Below are 19,546 nucleotides of genomic sequence, written 5' to 3'. Positions count from 1 at the left end.
CGGAACGGCCTACAGCGATTCGAGATTCCGCACCACGCTGTCAGCCTGCAGGCGAATCGCTTCGAGCGCCGCGTCATCAAAGCGCGCGAGCTGCCGATAGACCATCCCGAGCCGGTTGTTGTGCTGCAGCGCGCCGCGGTGCCGGTCGAAAAAGTCCCAGTACAGCGCGTTGAACGGGCATGCGCGCGCGCCGGTTCGCGCATTGCGGTCGTACGCGCAGCCCTTGCAGTAATTGCTCATCCGATGGATGTACGCGGCGCTGGAAACGTAGGGCTTGGTCGCCATTGCCCCGCCGTCGGCGTATTGACTCATCCCGAGCGTGTTCGGCATCTCGACCCATTCGAACGCATCGATATAGACACCGAGGTACCACTCATGCACCTCGTGCGGATCCAGCCCGGCCAGCAGCGCAAAGTTGCCGATCACCATCAGCCGCAGGATGTGGTGCGCATGCGCGTCTTCGAGCGACTGCCGCAGCGCGTGCGACATGCAGGCCATGCGCGTGCGGCCATCCCAGAACCAAGGCGGCAACGGGCGGCGATGACCGAACGCGTTGCTGTTTTCATAGCCCGGCATGCGTGCCCAGTACACGCCGCGCACGAACTCGCGCCAGCCCAGTATCTGCCGGATGAACCCTTCGACGGCGGCAAGCGGCGCCGCGCCGCTGCGATACGCGTGCTCGGCCCGCGCGACGACTTCGCGCGGATTCAACATTTTCACATTGAGCGCGAACGACAGCATCGAGTGGAACAGGCGCCGCGCGCTCCCGTGCATCGCGTCCTGGAACTGCCCGAAAAACGGTAGCGCATCCCGGATGAAGGCGTCGAGGCAGGCGAGCGCTTCGGCGCGATCGACGGGCCAGCGGAAGTCGCCGGCCGACGGCTCCCCGAAGCTGCGCACGCCCGCCGCAACGATCTGTTGCCACAGCGCGCGATGATCGTGATGCGGACGCCAGTCGGCCGGTTCCGCGGGCGAGCCGGACCACGCCTGGCGGTTCTCGGCATCGTAGTTCCACTGCCCGCCTGCAGGCCGCCCTTCCCCGTCGAGCAAGACGCGATGCCGCACGCGCATGCTCCGGTAGAAGCGATCCATGATCCATGATCGGCCCGCTCCGAGCACTTGCGCGACCTCGTCGCGCGTCGTATGGAAATGACCGGTATCGACCGCGCGAACCGGCACGCTCGCCGCTGCCGCATAGGCGCTCAGCTGCTGGTCGACCCGCCATTCGTCCGGCAGCAGATACTCGATGCACGCCGCGCCGTGAAGCTCGGCGACACTGTCCAGGTTGGCGGGAATGGCCTGACGATTGAGCGGGTCGTCGATCTCGATGTAGTGCACGCGATGGCCCGCATCGCGCAACAGCCTCGCGAAGCGGCGCATCGCCGCAAAGATCGCAATCAGCTTCTGAGCGTGATGGAGCGTGTAGTCGGTTTCCTGCCGAACTTCCATCAGCACGTAGATCGTTTCGGCCCGGACATCGGAAAACCAATGATGATTCGGGTCCAGCTGATCGCCGAGGACAAGCCTTAAAGTCTTCATGGGACGCTTCGCGATTGATGATCGCCGCCTGGGTTGTCGAGACACCCGCGCGTCGAACGAAACACCTTGCCCCTCCGTACGCGCGGCACCGCGCGCGTCCTGACCGACCTCGCAACACCGAGCCGTACCGCTTCCAAGCATTTTAGCCGGCTCGCGCTTCGCGAACCACCTTTTCGGACGAAAATCCGCATATTGAATCACTTTCCTGCTTCGTATTTCACGCAAACTGCGTACAATCCTGAGACAACGGTACGTCAACTTCAGGAGAGCAACGATGCCCCCTCGCAAGGATCGCGATACGCCCCATCGCTATCGCAGCGGCGAGGCCGCGCGCCTGGCGCGCATGCCGGCAGCCACGCTGAGAATCTGGGAAAGGCGCTATGGCGTGGTTGCGCCGCCCAAAACGCCGTCCGGACAACGGCTGTACTCGGACGACGACGTCCAGCGAATTCGATTGCTGAAAACGCTCGTCAATCAGGGCCACGCGATCGGCTCGATCGCCAGCCTGAGCCGCGAGGAACTCGAGGCGTTGTCGTTGACGAATACGCGTGACCCGGTGTTTCACGAGGCAAGTGTGAGCCTCGCGGTCGTCGGCGCGCTTTCGATTCCGGAATCCGCGATAGAGCGAATGGGAATCCGGATCGCCGCGCGAATCGACTCGCTCGACGACACGAGCGCGCATGCGGGTACGTCAGTCGATGCCCTCATCGCGACGACCACGTCGCTCCATGAGGATGTCGTTTCGCAGCTCGCTGCCGTGGCGCAACAGCTCAACGCGCACGCCGTGGCCGTCGTATACGGGTTCGGCACGGCAGAGGCGGTCGAGCTGGCGCGTCTGTCGGGGTTCGAGCTGTTCCGGTCGACGGAAGGCCAGACCAACCCGATATCGATCATTTCGAAACTGGCGCAAGCCGTCGTCAAGTCGCGCCAATCGAATGACGCGGATCGCGGGCTCTGGCTGCGCACGCGGCGACGCTTCGACGAGGCGACGCTCGCGTCGCTCAGCGGCCTGTCCACCACCGTCAAATGCGAGTGTCCGCGTCATCTCTCCGAATTGATCATGCAGCTCAGTGCGTTCGAGCGATACAGCGACGAATGCGTGTCTCGATCGCCGGCCGATGCGCTGCTGCACCGCCACCTTGGAGACGCAGCGAACCGGGCGGCCGAATTGCTCGAGACGGCGCTTGCCGTCATTCTTCGCGAAGAGGGATTGGGCGGGACGACGCCGGAACTGAAGGCGCTGTAGCGCGGCACGCGCCGCCGGCTGCTCCGACCTGCCCACGACGGCAGGTGGCGATGCTGTTTCGCGCGCAATGCGGCGCTTGCCTCGATCACCGAGCCGCAACGGAAGAACGAGCCACGGCGGCAGGCGATGTTGGCTGCCTGCTCGTGGCGCCGGCATTCGACGCATTCGCGACGCGATCCACGAACGCGGAGAGATCGTCGAGCACTGGCGCCAAGCCTCGCAACGGCGCGCCCAGCACACCGACGATCGATGCATGGCTCACGTTCCTGTAACGCATGACCACGACGGTATCGCCCTTGTCTTGCAGCGCGCGCGCGAAGCGGGTCGTGTTGCCGGGCTCGACCACCGTGTCGTTTTCCGCGACGGCCAGCCACATCGGCGGCTCCGTACCCTGGATGAATCGAATGGGCTGGCTCCCGGCGCGCGCTTCCTCCGGGAAGATCCTTTCAAGCGTCGCGTCGCGCAGCGGCAGGAAATCGTAAGCCCCGGCCAGGCCGATCACGCCGGCGATATCGCTCTTGCGCATCTCCTGTGCCGCCAGATAGCGGCCGTCGGTCGCAAGCAACGCGGCAATCTGTGCGCCGGCAGAGTGCCCCATCAGAAACAGGCGATGTGGATCGCCGCCGAACGCAACCGCGTGCTCGCGTGCCCACGCCACCGCCTGCGCCGCATCGTCGACGAAACCGGGAAAGGTGGTCGCCGGATACGTCCTGTAGTCGGGCAAGACGGCAACAAAGCCCCTCGACGCGAGCGCCTCGCCCACGAACAGATAGTCCTTGCGCTCGCCGGACTGCCAGCTTCCGCCGTAAAGGAACACGACCACAGGGGCGCCCGCACTCGCATCGGCCGGCCAGTGATGCAAGACGCGCGTGGGCAAGTAGACGTCGAGCACCTGGCGTTCGCCGGATCCGTACGGGATACCTGCGAAAAGACTGAACGTGTAGCTCGGCGTCAGCGCATTCAGGAGCCGCACCGGGCTGCACGCGGAGAGGAGACCGGCCGCGAGCAGCACCGACAGGACGACGAGTCCGGCTTTCATGTTCATGGATATCCCCATTCCTGACGATTCCGGCCGCATCCGCCGCCTGGTTTGTGGTTTACGGCGATTGCGCGCAAGCGGATGCATGCATCGCGGGGCAGCCGCGCCCCTTGACGGCATCCAGATCTTCCCTGCGCAAGTGCATCCGTGCGCAGCGGAGAGTCGTATGTGGAGTGGATAGGTGAATCAACGCGGAATGCCGACGGTCGCTCGCTGCCAAGCAATCGTCCGGTGGTGAGTCCGCTCGTCGACGATAGTGAGAGCCGTCTGCCATGAACGTTCTACCTGCCACTTTCCCCGAGATGCAACGTCGACATGGCGGCACGGCGAGCATGCCGTTACCGATCCGCCGCGAACGATCATGAGAAGCGCGCCGAATCAACCGACGTCGAGCACGAAAAAGTCCGGCGCCGCTCGCGTGTGCATCTATCTCGCGACGACCCAGACAGGATGGCTGGTATGCGTGATGACTGCCGCATCGCATCACGCGGCGTGGGGCGTCACCTATGCGCTGATCGCGACAACCGGCCATCTTCTCTTCGCGCGTCGGCCCGCATCCGAGGCGCGGATCGTCATCACGGTCACGGTGTCCGGATGGTTGTGGGACAGCGCCGTTGCACATTCCGGCCTGCTCGTGTACCCGAACGGCGTTTTTCTCAAAGGTACAGCGCCGTACTGGCTCGCGGGGCTGTGGGCGCTGTTCGCGATTCAACTCAACACCTTGCTGCCCTGGCTTCGGGCGCGACCGCTCGTCTCGGCGCTCGTCGGCGCGTTCGCCGGCCCCGCGTCCTTTCGCGCAGGTGCGGCGCTGGGGGCCGTTCATTTCAAAGATCCGGCTGCAGCGCTCGTCGTTCTCGCAACCGGCTGGGCGTTCATCTTGCCGGCCGCGCTTGCGATTGCAAGCCATTGGGATGGCGTAACGCGCCCTTCTCCTCCGCCAATCGGCGCAGGCGACATGAATGACGCCCGCGCCGGATAGAGCCGGAAGCGACGCAAGCCGGCTTTATCTCCGATCCCGTTCAAATTGCCAACATACCTTCTCAGGCACCACACATGACACGCACCGAATTGCCGCATGAATCCCGCCCCGTTATCGTATGGTTTCGGGATGACCAACGACTCAGCGACAATCCCGCGCTCTCTCATGCGGTCAGTACCGGCCATCCTGTTGCTTGCGTCTACGTCTACGACCCTGCCCCGAAGCTCGGGCGCGCCATGGGGGGCGCGCAAAAGTGGTGGCTGCACGAGTCATTGAAAAAACTCGACGACTCGCTTTCCGCTCTCGGCGGCTCGCTGCTCGTGCTTCGCGGTAACGAACATGAAGCCATCAGGAGCCTCGCCGTCGAGACCCGGGCGGCAATGGTTTTCTGGAATCGCCGCTACTCGAAAGCGCAAACGGAAATGGATGCATCGATCAAGAAAGACCTGATCGGGCGCGGCATCGACGTGTCGACATTCAACGGCCATCTCTTGCGGGAACCCTGGACGGTGGCCACGCGCGAAGGCTTGCCGTTCCAGGTATTCAGCGCGTACTGGAGAGCCGCTCGCCGCGATAACTTTTTCCCGCCATGCCCGCTGCCGGCGCCCGCCCGGATCACGTTCTTTCCCGTCTCCAGAAACGTCAGCGCACACGTCAGTACGCTTTCCGAACTTGCACTGCAGCCCTCGACGCCGGATTGGGCGGAGGGCTTGCGAGCGACCTGGCGATGCGGCGAGGAAGCGGCCGGGCATCAACTCGAGGCCTTCATTGAAAACTCGTTTTCCGACTATGCCGGCGCTCGGGATTTTCCGGCCACTCGAGCGACGAGCCGGCTTTCTCCGTATCTTCGCTTCGGAAATATCTCGGCCCGGCAGGTGTGGTACGCGACGTTATCAGCGGTAGACGCAATGCGAAGCAGGCGAGTTGTTCGCATTGACGATGCCAAAAATGAGTCATTGAACAAGTTCTTCAGTGAACTCGGATGGAGAGAATTCTCGTATTACCTTCTCTACCACTGCGAACCCCTTCATCAGTTCAATTTTCGGCGTCAGTTTGACGCCATGCCGTGGCGTACCGACGCCAAGGCGCTTCGCGCGTGGCAAAGGGGGAAAACCGGATACCCGCTGGTCGACGCCGGCATGCGCGAGCTTTGGCACACAGGCTGGATGCACAACCGCGTGCGCATGGTGACAGCATCATTTCTCACAAAGCATTTGCTGATCGACTGGCGCGAGGGCGAAGCATGGTTCTGGGATACGCTGGTTGACGCGGACGAGGCAAGCAATCCCGCCGGGTGGCAATGGGTGTCAGGAAGCGGCGCCGACGCGGCCCCGTATTTTCGAATCTTCAATCCTGTCCTGCAGGGGGAAAAGTTCGACTCGAGCGGCGAATACACGCGGCGGTGGGTGCCCGAACTGTCTGCACTCCCCGCCGAAACACTCCACAGCCCATGGACCGCTTCCGCTGAAGCGCTGCGGGAAGCATCCATCGCGCTCGGCGCAAGTTATCCCTTCCCGATCGTGGATCACCAGGTTGCACGCGCGCGAGCCCTCAGTTCGGTAGAGATCCTGAATACACAGAGCCAAATGAAGTGACCTTCGATCGCTAGCCGGAATCGAATCACGAATTGCCGATCGGAACGTTGGGGCTCGACCGTGCGACGGGGCGCCCCGACGACACACCGGGGGCGACGTGATGTGCAATCGCGCACGGCCTGCTTCCGCACATCACGCCTTCCTCCCGATACAGGCTGAGGCATCAGGGCATCAGCACGGAGTCGACCACGTGAATCACGCCATTGGACTGCATGACATCGCCGATCGTGACGTGCGCGACATTGCCCTTGTCGTCGGTCACGGCCAGCCCGTTCGCGCCACGGCTGACGATCAGGGAATCGCCTTCGACCGTCTTCAGTGTCGCCTTGCCGCCACCTTGCTCGACCGCCCTGGCAAGGTCGAACGCCGTGAGTCGTCCGGATACGACGTGATACGTCAACACCTTGACGAGCATCGCCTTGTTCTCCGGCTTCAACAATGTTTGCACCGTGCCGGCCGGCAACGCGGCGAATGCGTCGTTGGTCGGTGCAAATACCGTGAAGGGCCCCTTGCTCGACAATGTGTCGACCAGCCCACCCGCCTTGACCGCCGCGACCAGGGTCGTGTGATCGTGAGAATTCACCGCGTTTTCGATGATGTTCCTCGACGGGTACATCGCAGCGCCACCCACCTCGACGGTCTGCTCCATCGACATGGATCCGGCCTCGGTGGCCGGCGCGTAGATGCACGTTGCAAATGCGAGGGCGAGCGCCGCACCACCCAGTTTTGCTTTGCCGCAAGATTTCATTTTCGTTCTCCGAAAGATTGCCGCCGTTGACTGGAAGCAATCGGAGATACGAGACCAACCGTGCAGCGGATGCACGGTTGAACACTTCATCGCGGACAGATCCTCGATCCACGGAATGGCAACGGTGTCGACAACCGTGCCCGTCTTCAATCGCCACTGCATCCGTTCGCGCTCCGCCGCCGTATCTGCAAATGTCATCCAGCCAAGGTGCTTGGCGTCCCACCTCGGGAAATGGCGTCGCGATGGCATTCAGAGGAGACAACTCATGAAGCTTTTCATCGGTATCGTCGTTGCCGCAGCGGCGCCGTTCGCGCTCAGCGCTTGCGGAGGCGGAGACGACATTGCGCCCGTGGCGGCGCAACATCCGGAGAATCTGGCCATCTGGACCGCGCTTGGCGGTGATTCGGCGGCCCGCGGCGTGGTGGCCGGCGTGGTCAATGCGGCTGTCGCAGGCCTTCTGGCGGACCCGGTCGAAGCGCCCTATTTTGCGGCTGTAACAGGTAATGCGAGCCACAGCAGTGCAGCCCATGACACGCCAGCACGGCTTGAAGCCTGTCTCACGCTGCAGTTCGAAGCGCTCCTCGGCGGTCCGTACACCTACCCTGGTCCCGTCAAGGTGGCCGGAGACATCGACGCCCAGCCGGAGATGTGCCAGGACATGACGACGGCCCATAACGACGTCGGCGTTCCGGGCTGCGTGTTCGATCAGTTCATGGTGGATCTCGTCGCGACGCTGCAAAGCAAGCTCTCGGCCGCGGACTTTGCCGCACTGACGTCGACGACAAATGGAACGTACACGCTCACCGAGAAAAACTCGGCCGGCATCCCGGTCGGCACAAAATTCCAGTTCAGTGCGGTACCCACCCTCTTCAACCTGCGTAATACCATCATCAGCGCCACACCCGGCGGCCCGGTGTATCTTCCCCCGACGGTTGCAACATCATGTACGGGCTGACGGCGGTGCGATCGACCCACGTGATCGCGTGGGTCGCTGCGGCAATCTCCGTGAGTGTTGCCGGGATCGGCTGGTTGCACACGACACAAGGGCGACGGCTCGTCACCGAGCTCGGCGACGGCGCCTTCTCGCAAGAGTCAAATATTTTCGCTGTCGGCGAAATTTGTTCGGGCGAATTGTCGTGGTGCTGGTGGTAGCGGCATTCCGCTTATGTCTGTACTGCCCCGCAGCATCCATTCCCGTGTTACTTCTGAGGAGGGCCGAATACCCGCAGCCTTGAACGTCCGCTTCGGGAAGCACGACGATCCTCACGAGTTTAGTCGAATGGCCGGAACTGGCCGGTAGCCGTCTCTCGCCATCGCCGGCGACAACTGGCCGGATGTCGAATTTCGAGCGGTGCCGTGCGGCCCGCTGGCACCTTCGAGCTTCAGTCCGCCAGATCCCGCCATGGAACAGAACCACTTCGACAAAGGACCTCGCGGTGCCCTTTGACGATGCAACTACACACGCCGTGACTCGCTTCCTAGAGTTTCTACGTAGAAACTATCGACTACGAGGTCCACACACGGTTCACGCATTGGCTGCGCCAACTCACAGATTTATCCGTGCACATCAACCGCCGGCGTATTCGCCACGACAGGCAGAAAACGTTCAGCATCAGTCCGATTCGAACGGCAAGTTAAAGGAGGGCGTGCCAACATGCTGCACCTGCTCCAGCGCTTCAAGATAGCGATGGACCGGCAACGCAGCAAGTTGCTTATCATGAACACGAAGCAACGCTTCGAGTGCAGTCCGCTCCGCGTCTGTAAAAGTCCACTTGCCACCCCGCTCTGCCCGCGCAATGCATTGGTTGAGTGCGAAGTCCGTGGAGCGATATAGTTCCGCTTCTCCGTCGGAACGCAAATAGAACGCGAGCGCGAGCATATTGGACAGCGTGGCGATCGACTCAATATCACCACTGCCGCCGCAAAGCAGTGCAAGTGCGAGGTGGTGCTCGAGAGAAAGACGACGGACCTGGTCAACCGGAAGAGGTAGTAGTTGCGCCTTCGTCAGCGGCCGTCGGCGCACGGTTGAGTGTTTTCGCATAGCTTGATTGCCGTGCCAGCAACATCAAATTTTACCGGGCGACCGCTCCATCGTATTCGCCCATCCGCGCGTATTTAAGCACCTCGAAACCTCGGACGGGAAGTCACGCCTTGCGGCCCCGGCGCTCCAGTTCGATCCTGGTACGTTCCAATTCTCGCGCGAATGTGGCCTCATCCGGGAGGACCGTCTGATACTCCGCTGCGAGTATCTTGTTCGGTAAGTTGTCGAGTGCATAATGCGCCTCGGCCGCGCCTTTTTCAGCACACAGAATCAAGCCAACCGGGGGGTTTTCGCCGGGCTTCATCCAATGTTCGCGCGCGTAGTTGAGGTAGAGATGCATCTGCCCCGCGTCCGCATAGCTGAAGCGCCCGACCTTCAAATCGATAATGAGCAGGCATCGCAAGCGCCGGTGAAAAAACACGAGATCGACTCGAAACCAGGTGTCATCGATCCGTAGACGCCGCTGCCGACCTATGAACGCAAAGTCATCGCCGAGCTCGAGGAGAAAATCCGCCAAGTGCTGAATCAAGGCCGCTTCGAGATCCGACTCCGAATATTCGTCCTTCATGTCAAGAAATTCGAGGACAAACGGATCGCGGATCGCTTCTTCAGGCGAGAGAAGATCGCCGGGTTGCGCTACAGCCGCCTTTCCCAGCAAGGACGCCTTGTTGCGTGACAGCACCAGCCGCTCATAGAGCTGACTGCTGATCTGGCGGTCAAGCTGCCGCACAGACCAGCCCTCACGCAGCGCTTCAGCCTCGTAAAAGTCGCGAGCAGCTTGCGTTTTCACCGCGAGGAGGCGAACGTAAGCGGACCAGGGCAACGGAAAAGCCTGAGCGATAGCATTCAGCTCGAACGCCACGCCCGGCGGCGCCTTCACCGCCGCCTTGGTTGATTTTGCAGACGCTGTCGGGACAATCTGGGCGGGCGTGGATTGTGCAGACAATGTCTGCACAATCCGATCCGCGGGCCACGTCAAGTAAAAGGCGCGCATCTGTGCGAGATTGCGCCATCCGAAGCCGCGACCGAATCGCTCTGACAGATCGGCGCCCAAACGGCGGATCACCGCCTCGCCATAAGCGGCCCGTCCCTCCCCGCCCTGCTCGAACTCAACGATTCGTCGCCCGATCTCCCAATAGGTCGCCGTCATCAGGGCGTTCACCGTGCGAGCCGTCGCTTCGCGCGCCGACGCGACTACATCAGCAATTTCACGGTGCAGTCCCGCATAAGCGGCCTGCCCGACCTCACGCTGCCTCACAGTGCGTTCACCCCGTCCTTGAAGGCCTTGCCGGCGGTGAACTTCACAGTATTCGCGGCCGGGATGGCAATCTCCGCGCCCGTCGTCGGATTACGTCCCGTGCGGGCAGCGCGCTGCCCCTGCGAAAACGCGCCGAAACCGATCAGCTGTACCGATTCGCCGCGACTCACCGCGTCCGTGATCGCGTCCAGAACCGCCTGGACGGTTTTGCTCGCGTCGGTTTTGCTGACGCCCGCGCCCGTTGCGACCGCGTCAATGAGTTCTTGCTTGTTCATGAACAGCCTTGGCAACAAAATCAAAGCTGCACCCTACCTCATCCCGCTGCACACACGCAAATCGCTGGCCTCCGCCCCACCAACGCCTGCGGCGGGCAGCCCACCGATGAACTCCGGCTTACGCCTGTCGCAGCCACGCTCGCCAAGAGCAATCGCGAACGTTTTCCGCCCGGTCAGCGCTCACACAACTAGCGGGCCGGTGCGAGCGTCATCACTCGCGCTGACTACGTGGTCCGGCTTCCGGTATCGCACAACGTGACTGTTTCTCCGGCCGAATCTGCCCGGCCGACCTGCGCGGACTACGGCGTCGGTTCGTGCCGCGTCTCCCGCCTCCGCTCTGCCCGCCACCGGCAGCCGGGCCCAGACGCAACTTTAGTCTTGTGAGCCCCACGAGCCTAGAGCGTTCGCCCGATGTCCCGAAATGAAGGGTAACATAGCCCTTACTATGTTCCCCTTCACTCCCGGCGGCTGACTAACGCGATATCAACGACGCGAAATCCCCTGTCGTCCCCTCTCAACCCAACAATTCGATGAGCCGAGTTGGATGTTGATACGTATCAACAACAAGCTGAGCGATCAATTTCGCCCGCATCTCAACGTCGTGCACGCGCCCCCGTCATCGACAACTCGGTGATCCAGCGTGGAGCAGCCCCTTGAAACACCGGACATAGCCTCTCACTTAAACTAGCGGGTAGGCATAAGACTGTGTTTTTGACTAACACCAGGCAGGAAGTGATGGAAGTGTTGACGGGCCCGGAGCGCCGGCGGCGCTGGACGGCGGAGCAAAAGCTGGCGATGGTTCGCGAGAGTTTCGAACCAGGGAAGTCGGTTTCGATGGTCGCGCGGCAGCACGGCGTGAACCCGAACCAGCTGTTCCACTGGCGCAAGCTGTACCAGGATGGGAGCCTGTCAGCGGTCAAGGCTGGCGAGGAAGTGGTTCCGGCCTCAGAGCTGGCCGACGCGCTCAAGCAGATTCGCGAGCTGCAACGGATGCTCGGCAAGAAGACCATGGAGAACGAGATTCTCCGCGAAGCAGTCGAGTACGGCCGGGCAAAAAAATGGATAGCGCACTCGCCCTCGCTGCCGGAGGACGACCAGTGAAACTGGTTTGTGAAGTTCTCGGCGTGTCGCGCTCGAACGTATCGGCACGACTGTCGCGTCCGGCGACGTGGCGCGATGGCCGTCAATCGCGGCAGACGGACGATGCGAGCGTGGTCGAGGAAATCCGCCGAGTCGTCGGCGATTTGCCCAGCTATGGCTATCGCCGGGTGTGGGGCTCGCTGCGCAATGAACGCATTGCTGCCGGACAGGTGCCGTTCAATGCGAAGCGCATCTATCGCATCATGCGCACTCACGGTCTGCTGATGCAACGGCGTCCAGCACCGCCTCGGCCGCAACGTCGGCACGATGGCAAGGTGGCCGTCGCGCGCAGCAATCAGCGATGGTGCTCGGACGGCTTCGAGTTCCGCTGCGACAACGGCGAGCCGCTGCGGGTGACGTTTGCGCTGGATTGCTGCGACCGAGAGGCGATGAGCTGGGCAGCCACGACAGCAGGTCACAGCGGCGACATCGTGCGCGACGTGATGCTGGCTGCAGTGGAAAATCGGTTTGGCAACGAACTGCATACCCCGTCCGAAATCGAGTGGCTGAGCGACAACGGTTCGGGCTATACGGCCGATGATACGCGCCGGTTTGCAGCGGCCATCGGCCTGAAGCCATTGACCACGCCGGTGTGCAGCCCGCAAAGTAACGGGATGGCCGAGAGCTTCGTGAAGACAATGAAGCGCGACTACGTTGCCTTCATGCCAAAGCCGGACGCAGCGACTGCTGCACGCAACTTGGCCATCGCGTTCGAGCATTACAACGAGAAGCATCCCCATAGCGCGCTGAAGTACCGCTCGCCTCGCGAGTTCCGGCGCTCAATGGATTCAGCAACCTTAGTGTGACGCTGTGTCCGGGATTACAGGGTCAACTCCACAGCGCGACGTCAACATCTGATCGCCGGTCGACCGCAATCGTGCAGACGTCTGCATGCTCCAAGCGATAGGCTTGCGGACTTCGGAGCCAGCACTCAAGACGCGTTCACGGCGTCTTTGAAAGCCTTCCCGGCACTGAACTTCACTGTCGTCGCTGCGGCGATCGCTATCTCAGCACCCGTCGTCGGATTTCTACCGGTCCGTGCTGCACGTTGCCCTTGCGAGAACGAGCCGAATCCGACGAGTTGCACGCTGCCGCCGTCGCTGACAACACGTGTGATCACGTCCAGTACGGCCTGGATCGCCTCGCCGGCTGTACTCTTGCTCAGGCCAGTGTCGGCTGCGACAGCATCAATGAGTTCCTGCTTATTCCTGAGTCAACCTCGTTCGAAGAAGGCGCCGTCTACCCTACCGCATCGATCGACGCCGGGGCAACGCACTGCCGCAATCGAAACGCTGATGCGCCTCCGCCATCACCGGGACGAGCGCGGCGCTCCCACTTGCGCACAGGGGGCATCAGAATCGGTCGTCAGATTCTGACGTGATCTCTTGATTCCGCACATCGTAACCCTGATAAGTCGTATTATCAGGGTTACATCTTTCCCCCTTCTCTCTCCGGAGGTAGGCCCGCTCTAATTACGACGCGAACAGAAAACGTACGTTTTCCGTATCCGTGCCAAGCAATACCGAAAGGCGGTCACCCCATCGCCGCCATGCGTCACGCATCTGCGCGTCATAATCGAACTGCAGATAGATCCGATCAAGCGGATCGTTTCGTGCGTGGTTCAGACATCGATGCACGATGCTTTCCGGAATGCCCAGCGATTGCATCATCGTTGCGCACGTCCGACGCAAGTCGTGACATTTCCATTGCCCCCCCGGGACAGCGAGCGCATCGGTTGCCCTCGTGCGACCCTCGGTCGGCGCATCCTTTGGGCGTTGCCGATTACGGATAGCCCCGCAGGTCGTATGGATGCTGACGTGCGGCAGCTTACCCTTTTCCGACGGGAACACATAATCGCGCCGTGCGTCGCCCTCCGGCACGCCGGCGCGCACGACCTGCTGCGCCGCAAACTGCGCGAGGACGAAATCGGAAAGGTGAATTGTGATCGCCGTGTTCGACTTCGTGTGTTCCTTTGGGATGGTCCACGTCCGTGCCTTGAAGTCAAGATCGGTCCATCGCGTCAGGACTGTTTCGCCGACGCGCGTTCCGCAAGCGAGCATCACCCATACCGCTGACGCAATGGAGCATGGAAGCCGAGCGGCCGGAATCAGTTCACCGAGCATGCAGATTTCGTCGTCCGTAAGCGTCCGATCGCGTTCGTTGCCACGCACCGGATCGTAATCGCCTGAAACAACATCCTCTTTTGCAAGCGCAAGCACATCGCAATCGATCAACAAGCGCTTCCACGGCTGATTACGCTCGCCCCATCGAATCATTTGTTGGATGGTTATCAGCATCTCGACCGCTTGGCGGTTGTATCCCACATCGGAAATCGCGGTAAGCAGCGGCAGAACGTTCGACGCAAACACGCCTGCGATCCGGTGAGCACGAAGAGTCGGCAGCACATGCTTTTCCATCGCAGCTCGAAGCGACTTACCGCCATCCTTTCGGCCTTTCTTGCCGCGCTTCTTGTTGACCGTCGCGAACCACGCATCGAATAAGTCGCCGAATGTGAGGTCCGCCGTCACCGCTTGTTCAACCTTGGCCTGGCGTTCACGCTTCTTCGCTTCGAGGTAGTCCACGCCGTCGCGCGCGTGTGAACGAATCGTCGCAGCCGCTGCGCGCGCATCCTCTAGCGATAACTGCGCATCGGTCGTCGAGCGCGCCCACGTCTTGCCGAGCGGCTTATCGCATTGCTTGCCATTGATACTGACGCGAACAAACCAAGATTTCCCGCCGGCCGGCCCCACGCGCAGGAACAGTCCACGCCCATCCGACAGGAAATACCGCTTTCCGGTCGCCTTCGCAGCTTCGATTTGCCTGACCGTCAATGCCCCCATGATCGCCCTCCATCGATATCGTGATCCGATCGGCCCGCGCATCCTCAGCAGAGCCTACCCCACGCCACGAACACTAAAAAGACACTAAAAAGTTGCGGCTCGTGCGGGATTTCCGCGGAATTTGGCGGACCACCGATTCCCCGCAAACCCTTATCCGACGCGGCTCAGACGGATTTCGTCGGACTTGGCCGGATCACCCGGAAAATAATCACAATTTATTTAACTTTCCGTGAGGACTTCGACACCGCCCCCTCCCTACTCTGTGCGCATGTTTTCAGGACCCGCATCCAGGAGCCCGCCATGCCCACTCGCAGACACCTGCTGTTCGCCGGCGCGACCGGCCTTGCCGCGCTCGCGACGCTGTCGTCGAGCGCCCGCCGCGCACTGGTCGGCCGCGCATTCGCCGCGCCGCCCGCCGGCGGCTTCGAAATCACCCGCAGCGACGCCGACTGGCGCCGCCGCCTCACGCCCGCGCAGTACACGATCCTGCGCGACGCCGGCACCGAGCCGCCGTACAGCAGCGCGCTGAACGACGAGCACCGGCGCGGCACCTTCGCGTGCGCCGGCTGCGATCTCGCGCTGTTCTCGTCGAGCACCAAGTTCGACAGCCACACCGGCTGGCCGAGCTTCTGGAAGCCGCTCGACCACGCGGTCGCGACCCAAACCGACGCGTCGTTCGGGATGCTGCGCACCGAGGTGCACTGCCGTCGCTGCGGCGGCCATCTCGGCCACGTGTTCGACGACGGCCCGCCGCCCACCGGCCTGCGCTACTGCATGAACGGCCTCGCGCTCGCCTTCCACCCGGCGGCCACCTGAGCCGGCCCCGCACTCCCGACCGACTGGAGACCGCATCATGCTGCTCATCGTCCTCGCCTATCTCGGCGGCGTGCTCACGATCCTGAGCCCGTGCATCCTGCCCGTGCTGCCCTTCGTGTTCGCGCGCGCCGATCAGCCGTTCGTGCGCACCGGCCTGCCGCTGCTGGTCGGCATGGCGCTCACGTTCGCCGTCATCGCGACGCTCGCCGCCGTCGGCGGCGGCTGGGTCGCACAGGCCAATCAGGCCGGCCGCTGGGCCGCCATCGTACTGCTCGCGGTATTCGGCCTGACCCTGCTGATGCCTCGCTTCGCGGAACACCTGACGCGCCCGCTCGTCGCCGCCGGCAACCGGCTCACCGGGCTCGCGCAGCGTGACGGCCGGCCGGCCGGCCCCGCGTCGTCGCTGCTGCTCGGCGTCGCAACCGGCCTGCTGTGGGCGCCGTGCGCCGGCCCGATCCTCGGGCTCGTGCTGACCGGCGCCGCGCTGCGCGGCGCGAGCGTCGGCACGACGCTGCTGCTGGTCGCGTATGCGGCGGGCGCGGCGACGTCGCTCGGCATCGCGCTCGTGATCGGCGGCAAGGTGTTCGCCGCGATGAAGCGCTCGCTCGGCGCCGGCGAATGGATCCGTCGCGCGATCGGCGCGGCGCTGCTGGCCGGCGTCGGCGCGATCGCGCTCGGCCTCGACACCGGCGCGCTCGCGCAGTTGTCGACCGTCACGACGGGCGGCCTCGAAGCGAAGCTCGTCGAGCGGCTCGGCGCACACGCGTCCGGTACGCAGGCTGCAGCGGCCGCCCCTGCAAGCGGTCCGGCAACGCCCAGTCCCGCCGGCGACGATTCGCACGGCGCGATGATGGCGGCAACCGGCGATGCCGCACCGTCCAACGGCGGCGCCATGGCCGGCGGCGCGATGATGCGCGCCGCCGACGCAACCTCGGCGACGCACGCGCCGGCCGCGCTGCCGGTCGAAGGCACGCTGCCGTCGCTCGACGGCGCGGTGCAATGGCTGAACTCGCCGCCGCTCACCGCGGCCGGCCTGCGCGGCAAGGTGGTCCTCGTCGACTTCTGGACCTATTCGTGCATCAACTGCCTGCGCACGCTGCCGTACACGAACGCCTGGGCGCGCAAGTATGCGCGTTACGGGCTCGTCGTGATCGGCGTGCACGCCCCCGAATTCGCGTTCGAGCGCGATCTCGGCAACGTGAAGAAGGCCGTTCACGACCTCGGTATCGACTACCCGGTCGCGATCGACAACGGCTATGCGATCTGGCGCGCATTCGGCAACCAATACTGGCCCGCGCACTATTTCGTCGACGCCCAGGGGCGCATCCGTCGCCATCATTTCGGCGAAGGCGAATACGCGGAGTCGGAGCGCGCGATCCAGTCGCTGCTCGCGGAAGCAGGCCATCCGGACGCGCTGAACGTACCGCTCGGGCTGGCCGGCGCGCCCGCACAAGGCGCGCTCGCGGCGGCCGACAGCGCCGACGTGCGCTCGCCCGAGACCTATGTCGGCTATGCGCGCGCGGAGGACTTCGCGTCGCCGGGCGGCGTCGTGCGCGACGCGTCGCACCGCTACGACGCGCCGGCGCACCCCGATCTCAACGACTGGGGGCTGGCCGGCACGTGGCAGGTCGGCGCCGAGCGCGCGACGCTCGCCGCGCCGGCCGGGAAGATCGTCTACCGCTTCCATGCGCGCGACCTGCACCTCGTGCTCGGCCCCGGCGCGAACGGCAAGCCCGTGCGCTTTCGCGTGACGCTCGACGGCGCGGCGCCCGGCGATGCGCACGGCAGCGACACCGACGCACGGGGCTACGGCACCGTGAGCGGCCAGCGCCTGTATCAACTGGTCCGGCAGCCCGGCGCGATCGCCGACCGCACGTTCGCGATCGAGTTTCTCGATCCCGGCGTGGATGCGTACGCGTTCACGTTCGGCTAAGCGCCTGGGCCAAGCGCGACGGTTTCCCCCTTCCCATCCGTTCAACCGAAGGAGCACACGATGAACCCGACCTCCACCCGCGACGCGGCGCCCGCGCGCCGGGCGCCGATGCTGCGCCGCATCGGCGCGCTCGCCGCCGCGGCCGCGGCCGTCTTCGGCCTGATGCACGCTGTCCATTCCGCCGAACCGATGCGCACCGTGCCCGCGCCGGCACTCGACGAAACGCCCGGCGCGTCGCACGACGAGACGGCCGTACTCGCCGGCGGCTGCTTCTGGGGCGTGCAGGGCGTGTTCGAGCACGTGAAGGGCGTGAAGCAGGTCACCGCCGGCTATACGGGCGGCGCGTCCGAAACCGCGCACTACATGCTGGTCGGCACGGGGCTGACCGGCCATGCGGAATCGGTCCGCATCGTCTACGACCCGACGCAGGTCACGTACGGCCGGCTGCTGCAGATCTTCTTCTCGGTCGCGCACGATCCGACCGAGCTGAACCGCCAGGGCCCGGACGAAGGCGCGCAGTACCGGTCGGCGATCTTTCCGACCACCGCGCAGCAGCGGGCCGTCGCGACCGCGTACGTCGCACAGCTCGACCACGCGCACGTGTTTCCGGCGCCGGTCGTCACGCGCGTCGAGACGTTCAAGGGCTTCTATCCGGCCGAGGCCTATCACCAGAACTATCTCGAACTGCACCCCGACGCGCCGTACATCGCGTACAACGACCTGCCGAAGGTCGCCGCACTGCAGCAGCGGTTTCCGGCGCTATATCGCGCCAACGCGGTGCTGTGGCGCAGCACCGGCCTGTAAGCCGCGCGGCGGGACGGCGCGGCCCGCCCCGCCTGCGCGAGATCAACGAAACCCCGGCCGCCGCGCCGGGCAAACCCGCATCCGTCCGGCTTGGCCGCGCAACTTCGCGTAGACTGCATCAGATCACCGTCGCTTCACGCGGCGATCGAACTCCCGTCCAGGAAGGAGGCGTCACGCATGCACGCAGTGCCTTTGTCCGACAACACCCCGCTCGAATCGTCCGGCGGCGCGCTGGTGCGCGACCTGCGCCGCGTCCCGATCCACCCCGATCACTGGTATCCGCTCGCCTGGTCGCGCGAACTGCGGCGCGGCAAGACGCTCGGCGTGCGCTTCGCCGGCGAGCCGATCGTGCTCGTGCGCACCGAATCGGGCGCCGTGCACGCGCTCGAGGATCGTTGCGCCCATCGTCAGGTGCCGTTGCATGCGGGCGTCGTGTCCGGCGAGACGCTGCGCTGCTGCTATCACGGCTGGACCTACGATTGCGCCAGCGGCCGCTGCGTCGACGTGCCCTATCTCGGCCGCGAACGCTTGCCGAACGGCGTGCGCGCGTATCCGTGCCGGGAGGCGCACGGGCTGATCTTCGTGTTCCCCGGCGACGCGACGCGCGCCGACGAACGTCCGTTCCCCGCGCTCGCATCCGCGGACGACCGCGCGTACAAGACGCGCCGCTTCGGCCGCGAGGTCAAGTGCCACTACTCGTTCATGCACGAGAACCTGATGGACATGAACCATCAGTTCCTGCATCGCAAGCAGATGGGACAGATGCGCGCGCGCTCGGTCGGCCGGCGGCGCGGCGACGACTGGGTCGAGGTCGACTACACGTTCGCGCGAATGGAAGGCAAGCAGCCGGTCGGCGAGGCGCTCGTGTTCGGTTCGAGCGGGAAGCCCGGCGGCCAGGCCAACAAGAGCGTGATGACGGTGCGCACCGGCTACCCGTATCAGACGCTGCAGATCCGTTCGAGCGAAGGCACGCTCGTGATGGACCTGTGGATCGTCTACGTGCCGCTCGACGCGGCGCAGCGCACCAACCGCACGTTCGGGCTGCTGTCGATCCGCAAGCCCGGCATGCCGTTCGCGCTCGATCTCGCATGGCCGCTGCTGGTCTGGTTCACCGAGCGCATCTTCCGCGAGGACCGCTGGATCGTCGAGCGCGAGCAGGAAGCGCACGACCGGCAGGGCGCCGACTGGAACCACGAGGTGTTTCCGGTCATCAACGAACTGCGCGACCTGCTGCGCCAGTGCGGCGCGCGCACCGTGATCCCGATCCGCGACGCGAACGAACCGCACTGAACG

17 protein-coding genes are annotated in these 19,546 nt (G+C 64.0%); 9 read left to right on the top strand and 8 right to left on the bottom strand.

Annotated features, from left to right (window positions below):
- Positions 1-9: 9 nt before the first annotated feature.
- Positions 10-1,539, bottom strand: a complete 1,530-nt coding sequence (locus WS57_RS14450; RefSeq protein WP_059603336.1) for a cryptochrome/photolyase family protein — start codon at positions 1,537-1,539, stop codon at positions 10-12.
- Between the two features lie 274 nt (positions 1,540-1,813).
- Between WS57_RS14450 and WS57_RS14445 the strand changes: the two genes are divergently transcribed.
- Positions 1,814-2,785, top strand: coding sequence for a MerR family transcriptional regulator (locus tag WS57_RS14445; protein ID WP_009687760.1), 972 nt, complete (start codon positions 1,814-1,816; stop codon positions 2,783-2,785).
- Positions 2,786-2,870: 85 nt separating this feature from the next.
- Here the strand turns inward: WS57_RS14445 and WS57_RS14440 are convergent, their stop codons facing one another.
- Positions 2,871-3,830, bottom strand: coding sequence for an alpha/beta hydrolase (locus WS57_RS14440; RefSeq protein WP_009687761.1), 960 nt, complete (start codon positions 3,828-3,830; stop codon positions 2,871-2,873).
- Positions 3,831-4,185: 355 nt separating this feature from the next.
- Between WS57_RS14440 and WS57_RS14435 the strand changes: the two genes are divergently transcribed.
- Together WS57_RS14435 and WS57_RS14430 are read left to right on the top strand one after the other, a co-directional pair.
- Complete coding sequence (locus WS57_RS14435) at positions 4,186-4,803, top strand: DUF2878 domain-containing protein (protein WP_009687762.1); 618 nt, start codon at positions 4,186-4,188, stop codon at positions 4,801-4,803.
- A gap of 74 nt (positions 4,804-4,877) precedes the next feature.
- Positions 4,878-6,398, top strand: a complete 1,521-nt coding sequence (locus tag WS57_RS14430) for a cryptochrome/photolyase family protein (protein ID WP_059517772.1) — start codon at positions 4,878-4,880, stop codon at positions 6,396-6,398.
- Positions 6,399-6,561: 163 nt separating this feature from the next.
- Here WS57_RS14430 and WS57_RS14425 read toward each other — a convergent pair whose 3' ends face one another.
- Positions 6,562-7,053, bottom strand: coding sequence for a fasciclin domain-containing protein (locus WS57_RS14425; RefSeq protein ID WP_009687764.1), 492 nt, complete (start codon positions 7,051-7,053; stop codon positions 6,562-6,564).
- 358 nt (positions 7,054-7,411) lie between these two features.
- Between WS57_RS14425 and WS57_RS14420 the strand changes: the two genes are divergently transcribed.
- Complete coding sequence (locus WS57_RS14420) at positions 7,412-8,101, top strand: hypothetical protein (RefSeq protein WP_069244446.1); 690 nt, start codon at positions 7,412-7,414, stop codon at positions 8,099-8,101.
- A gap of 657 nt (positions 8,102-8,758) precedes the next feature.
- Here WS57_RS14420 and WS57_RS14410 read toward each other — a convergent pair.
- The 3 genes from WS57_RS14410 to WS57_RS14400 all read right to left on the bottom strand — a co-directional run bounded on the left by WS57_RS14410 (position 8,759) and on the right by WS57_RS14400 (position 10,720).
- On the bottom strand, positions 8,759-9,187 hold the full coding sequence (locus WS57_RS14410) for a hypothetical protein (RefSeq protein WP_069244445.1): 429 nt from the start codon (positions 9,185-9,187) through the stop codon (positions 8,759-8,761).
- Between the two features lie 103 nt (positions 9,188-9,290).
- Positions 9,291-10,337: a PDDEXK nuclease domain-containing protein gene (locus WS57_RS14405; RefSeq protein ID WP_230945597.1), complete on the bottom strand. Its 1,047-nt coding sequence runs from the start codon at positions 10,335-10,337 to the stop codon at positions 9,291-9,293.
- Between the two features lie 104 nt (positions 10,338-10,441).
- Positions 10,442-10,720, bottom strand: coding sequence for an HU family DNA-binding protein (locus tag WS57_RS14400; protein WP_009693441.1), 279 nt, complete (start codon positions 10,718-10,720; stop codon positions 10,442-10,444).
- 735 nt (positions 10,721-11,455) lie between these two features.
- Here WS57_RS14400 and WS57_RS14390 point away from each other — a divergent pair.
- A protein-coding gene (locus tag WS57_RS14390) for an IS3 family transposase (protein ID WP_155774271.1) occupies positions 11,456-12,666 on the top strand; the annotation gives its coding sequence in 2 pieces (ribosomal slippage) (positions 11,456-11,771 and positions 11,771-12,666; 1,212 coding nt in all).
- A 125-nt stretch (positions 12,667-12,791) separates the two neighbouring features.
- Here the strand turns inward: WS57_RS14390 and WS57_RS35800 are convergent.
- Both WS57_RS35800 and WS57_RS14385 read right to left on the bottom strand, forming a co-directional pair.
- Complete coding sequence (locus WS57_RS35800; protein ID WP_081056864.1) at positions 12,792-13,052, bottom strand: HU family DNA-binding protein; 261 nt, start codon at positions 13,050-13,052, stop codon at positions 12,792-12,794.
- 280 nt (positions 13,053-13,332) lie between these two features.
- A complete protein-coding gene (locus tag WS57_RS14385) occupies positions 13,333-14,700 on the bottom strand; it encodes a tyrosine-type recombinase/integrase (RefSeq protein ID WP_069244443.1) in 1,368 nt (455 codons plus the stop codon).
- A gap of 300 nt (positions 14,701-15,000) precedes the next feature.
- On the opposite strand from WS57_RS14385, the gene msrB reads away from it, so the two are divergent.
- From msrB to WS57_RS14365, 4 genes are all read left to right on the top strand, one after another.
- Complete coding sequence (gene msrB, locus WS57_RS14380; RefSeq protein WP_059604609.1) at positions 15,001-15,516, top strand: peptide-methionine (R)-S-oxide reductase MsrB; 516 nt, start codon at positions 15,001-15,003, stop codon at positions 15,514-15,516.
- A 37-nt stretch (positions 15,517-15,553) separates the two neighbouring features.
- Positions 15,554-17,449 (top strand): cytochrome c biogenesis protein DipZ, encoded by a 1,896-nt coding sequence (locus WS57_RS14375; RefSeq protein WP_059604612.1) that lies wholly within the window; start codon positions 15,554-15,556, stop codon positions 17,447-17,449.
- 60 nt (positions 17,450-17,509) lie between these two features.
- Positions 17,510-18,253, top strand: coding sequence for a peptide-methionine (S)-S-oxide reductase MsrA (gene msrA / locus WS57_RS14370; RefSeq protein ID WP_059518102.1), 744 nt, complete (start codon positions 17,510-17,512; stop codon positions 18,251-18,253).
- 177 nt (positions 18,254-18,430) lie between these two features.
- Positions 18,431-19,543: an aromatic ring-hydroxylating oxygenase subunit alpha gene (locus tag WS57_RS14365; RefSeq protein WP_009690537.1), complete on the top strand. Its 1,113-nt coding sequence runs from the start codon at positions 18,431-18,433 to the stop codon at positions 19,541-19,543.
- Positions 19,544-19,546 lie beyond the last annotated feature (3 nt).

Origin of the sequence: Burkholderia pseudomultivorans (genome assembly GCF_001718415.1) — a bacterium.
In the GTDB taxonomy this organism is placed as follows: domain Bacteria; phylum Pseudomonadota; class Gammaproteobacteria; order Burkholderiales; family Burkholderiaceae; genus Burkholderia; species Burkholderia pseudomultivorans_A.
This window is presented reverse-complemented; position numbering and strand designations above follow the sequence as displayed.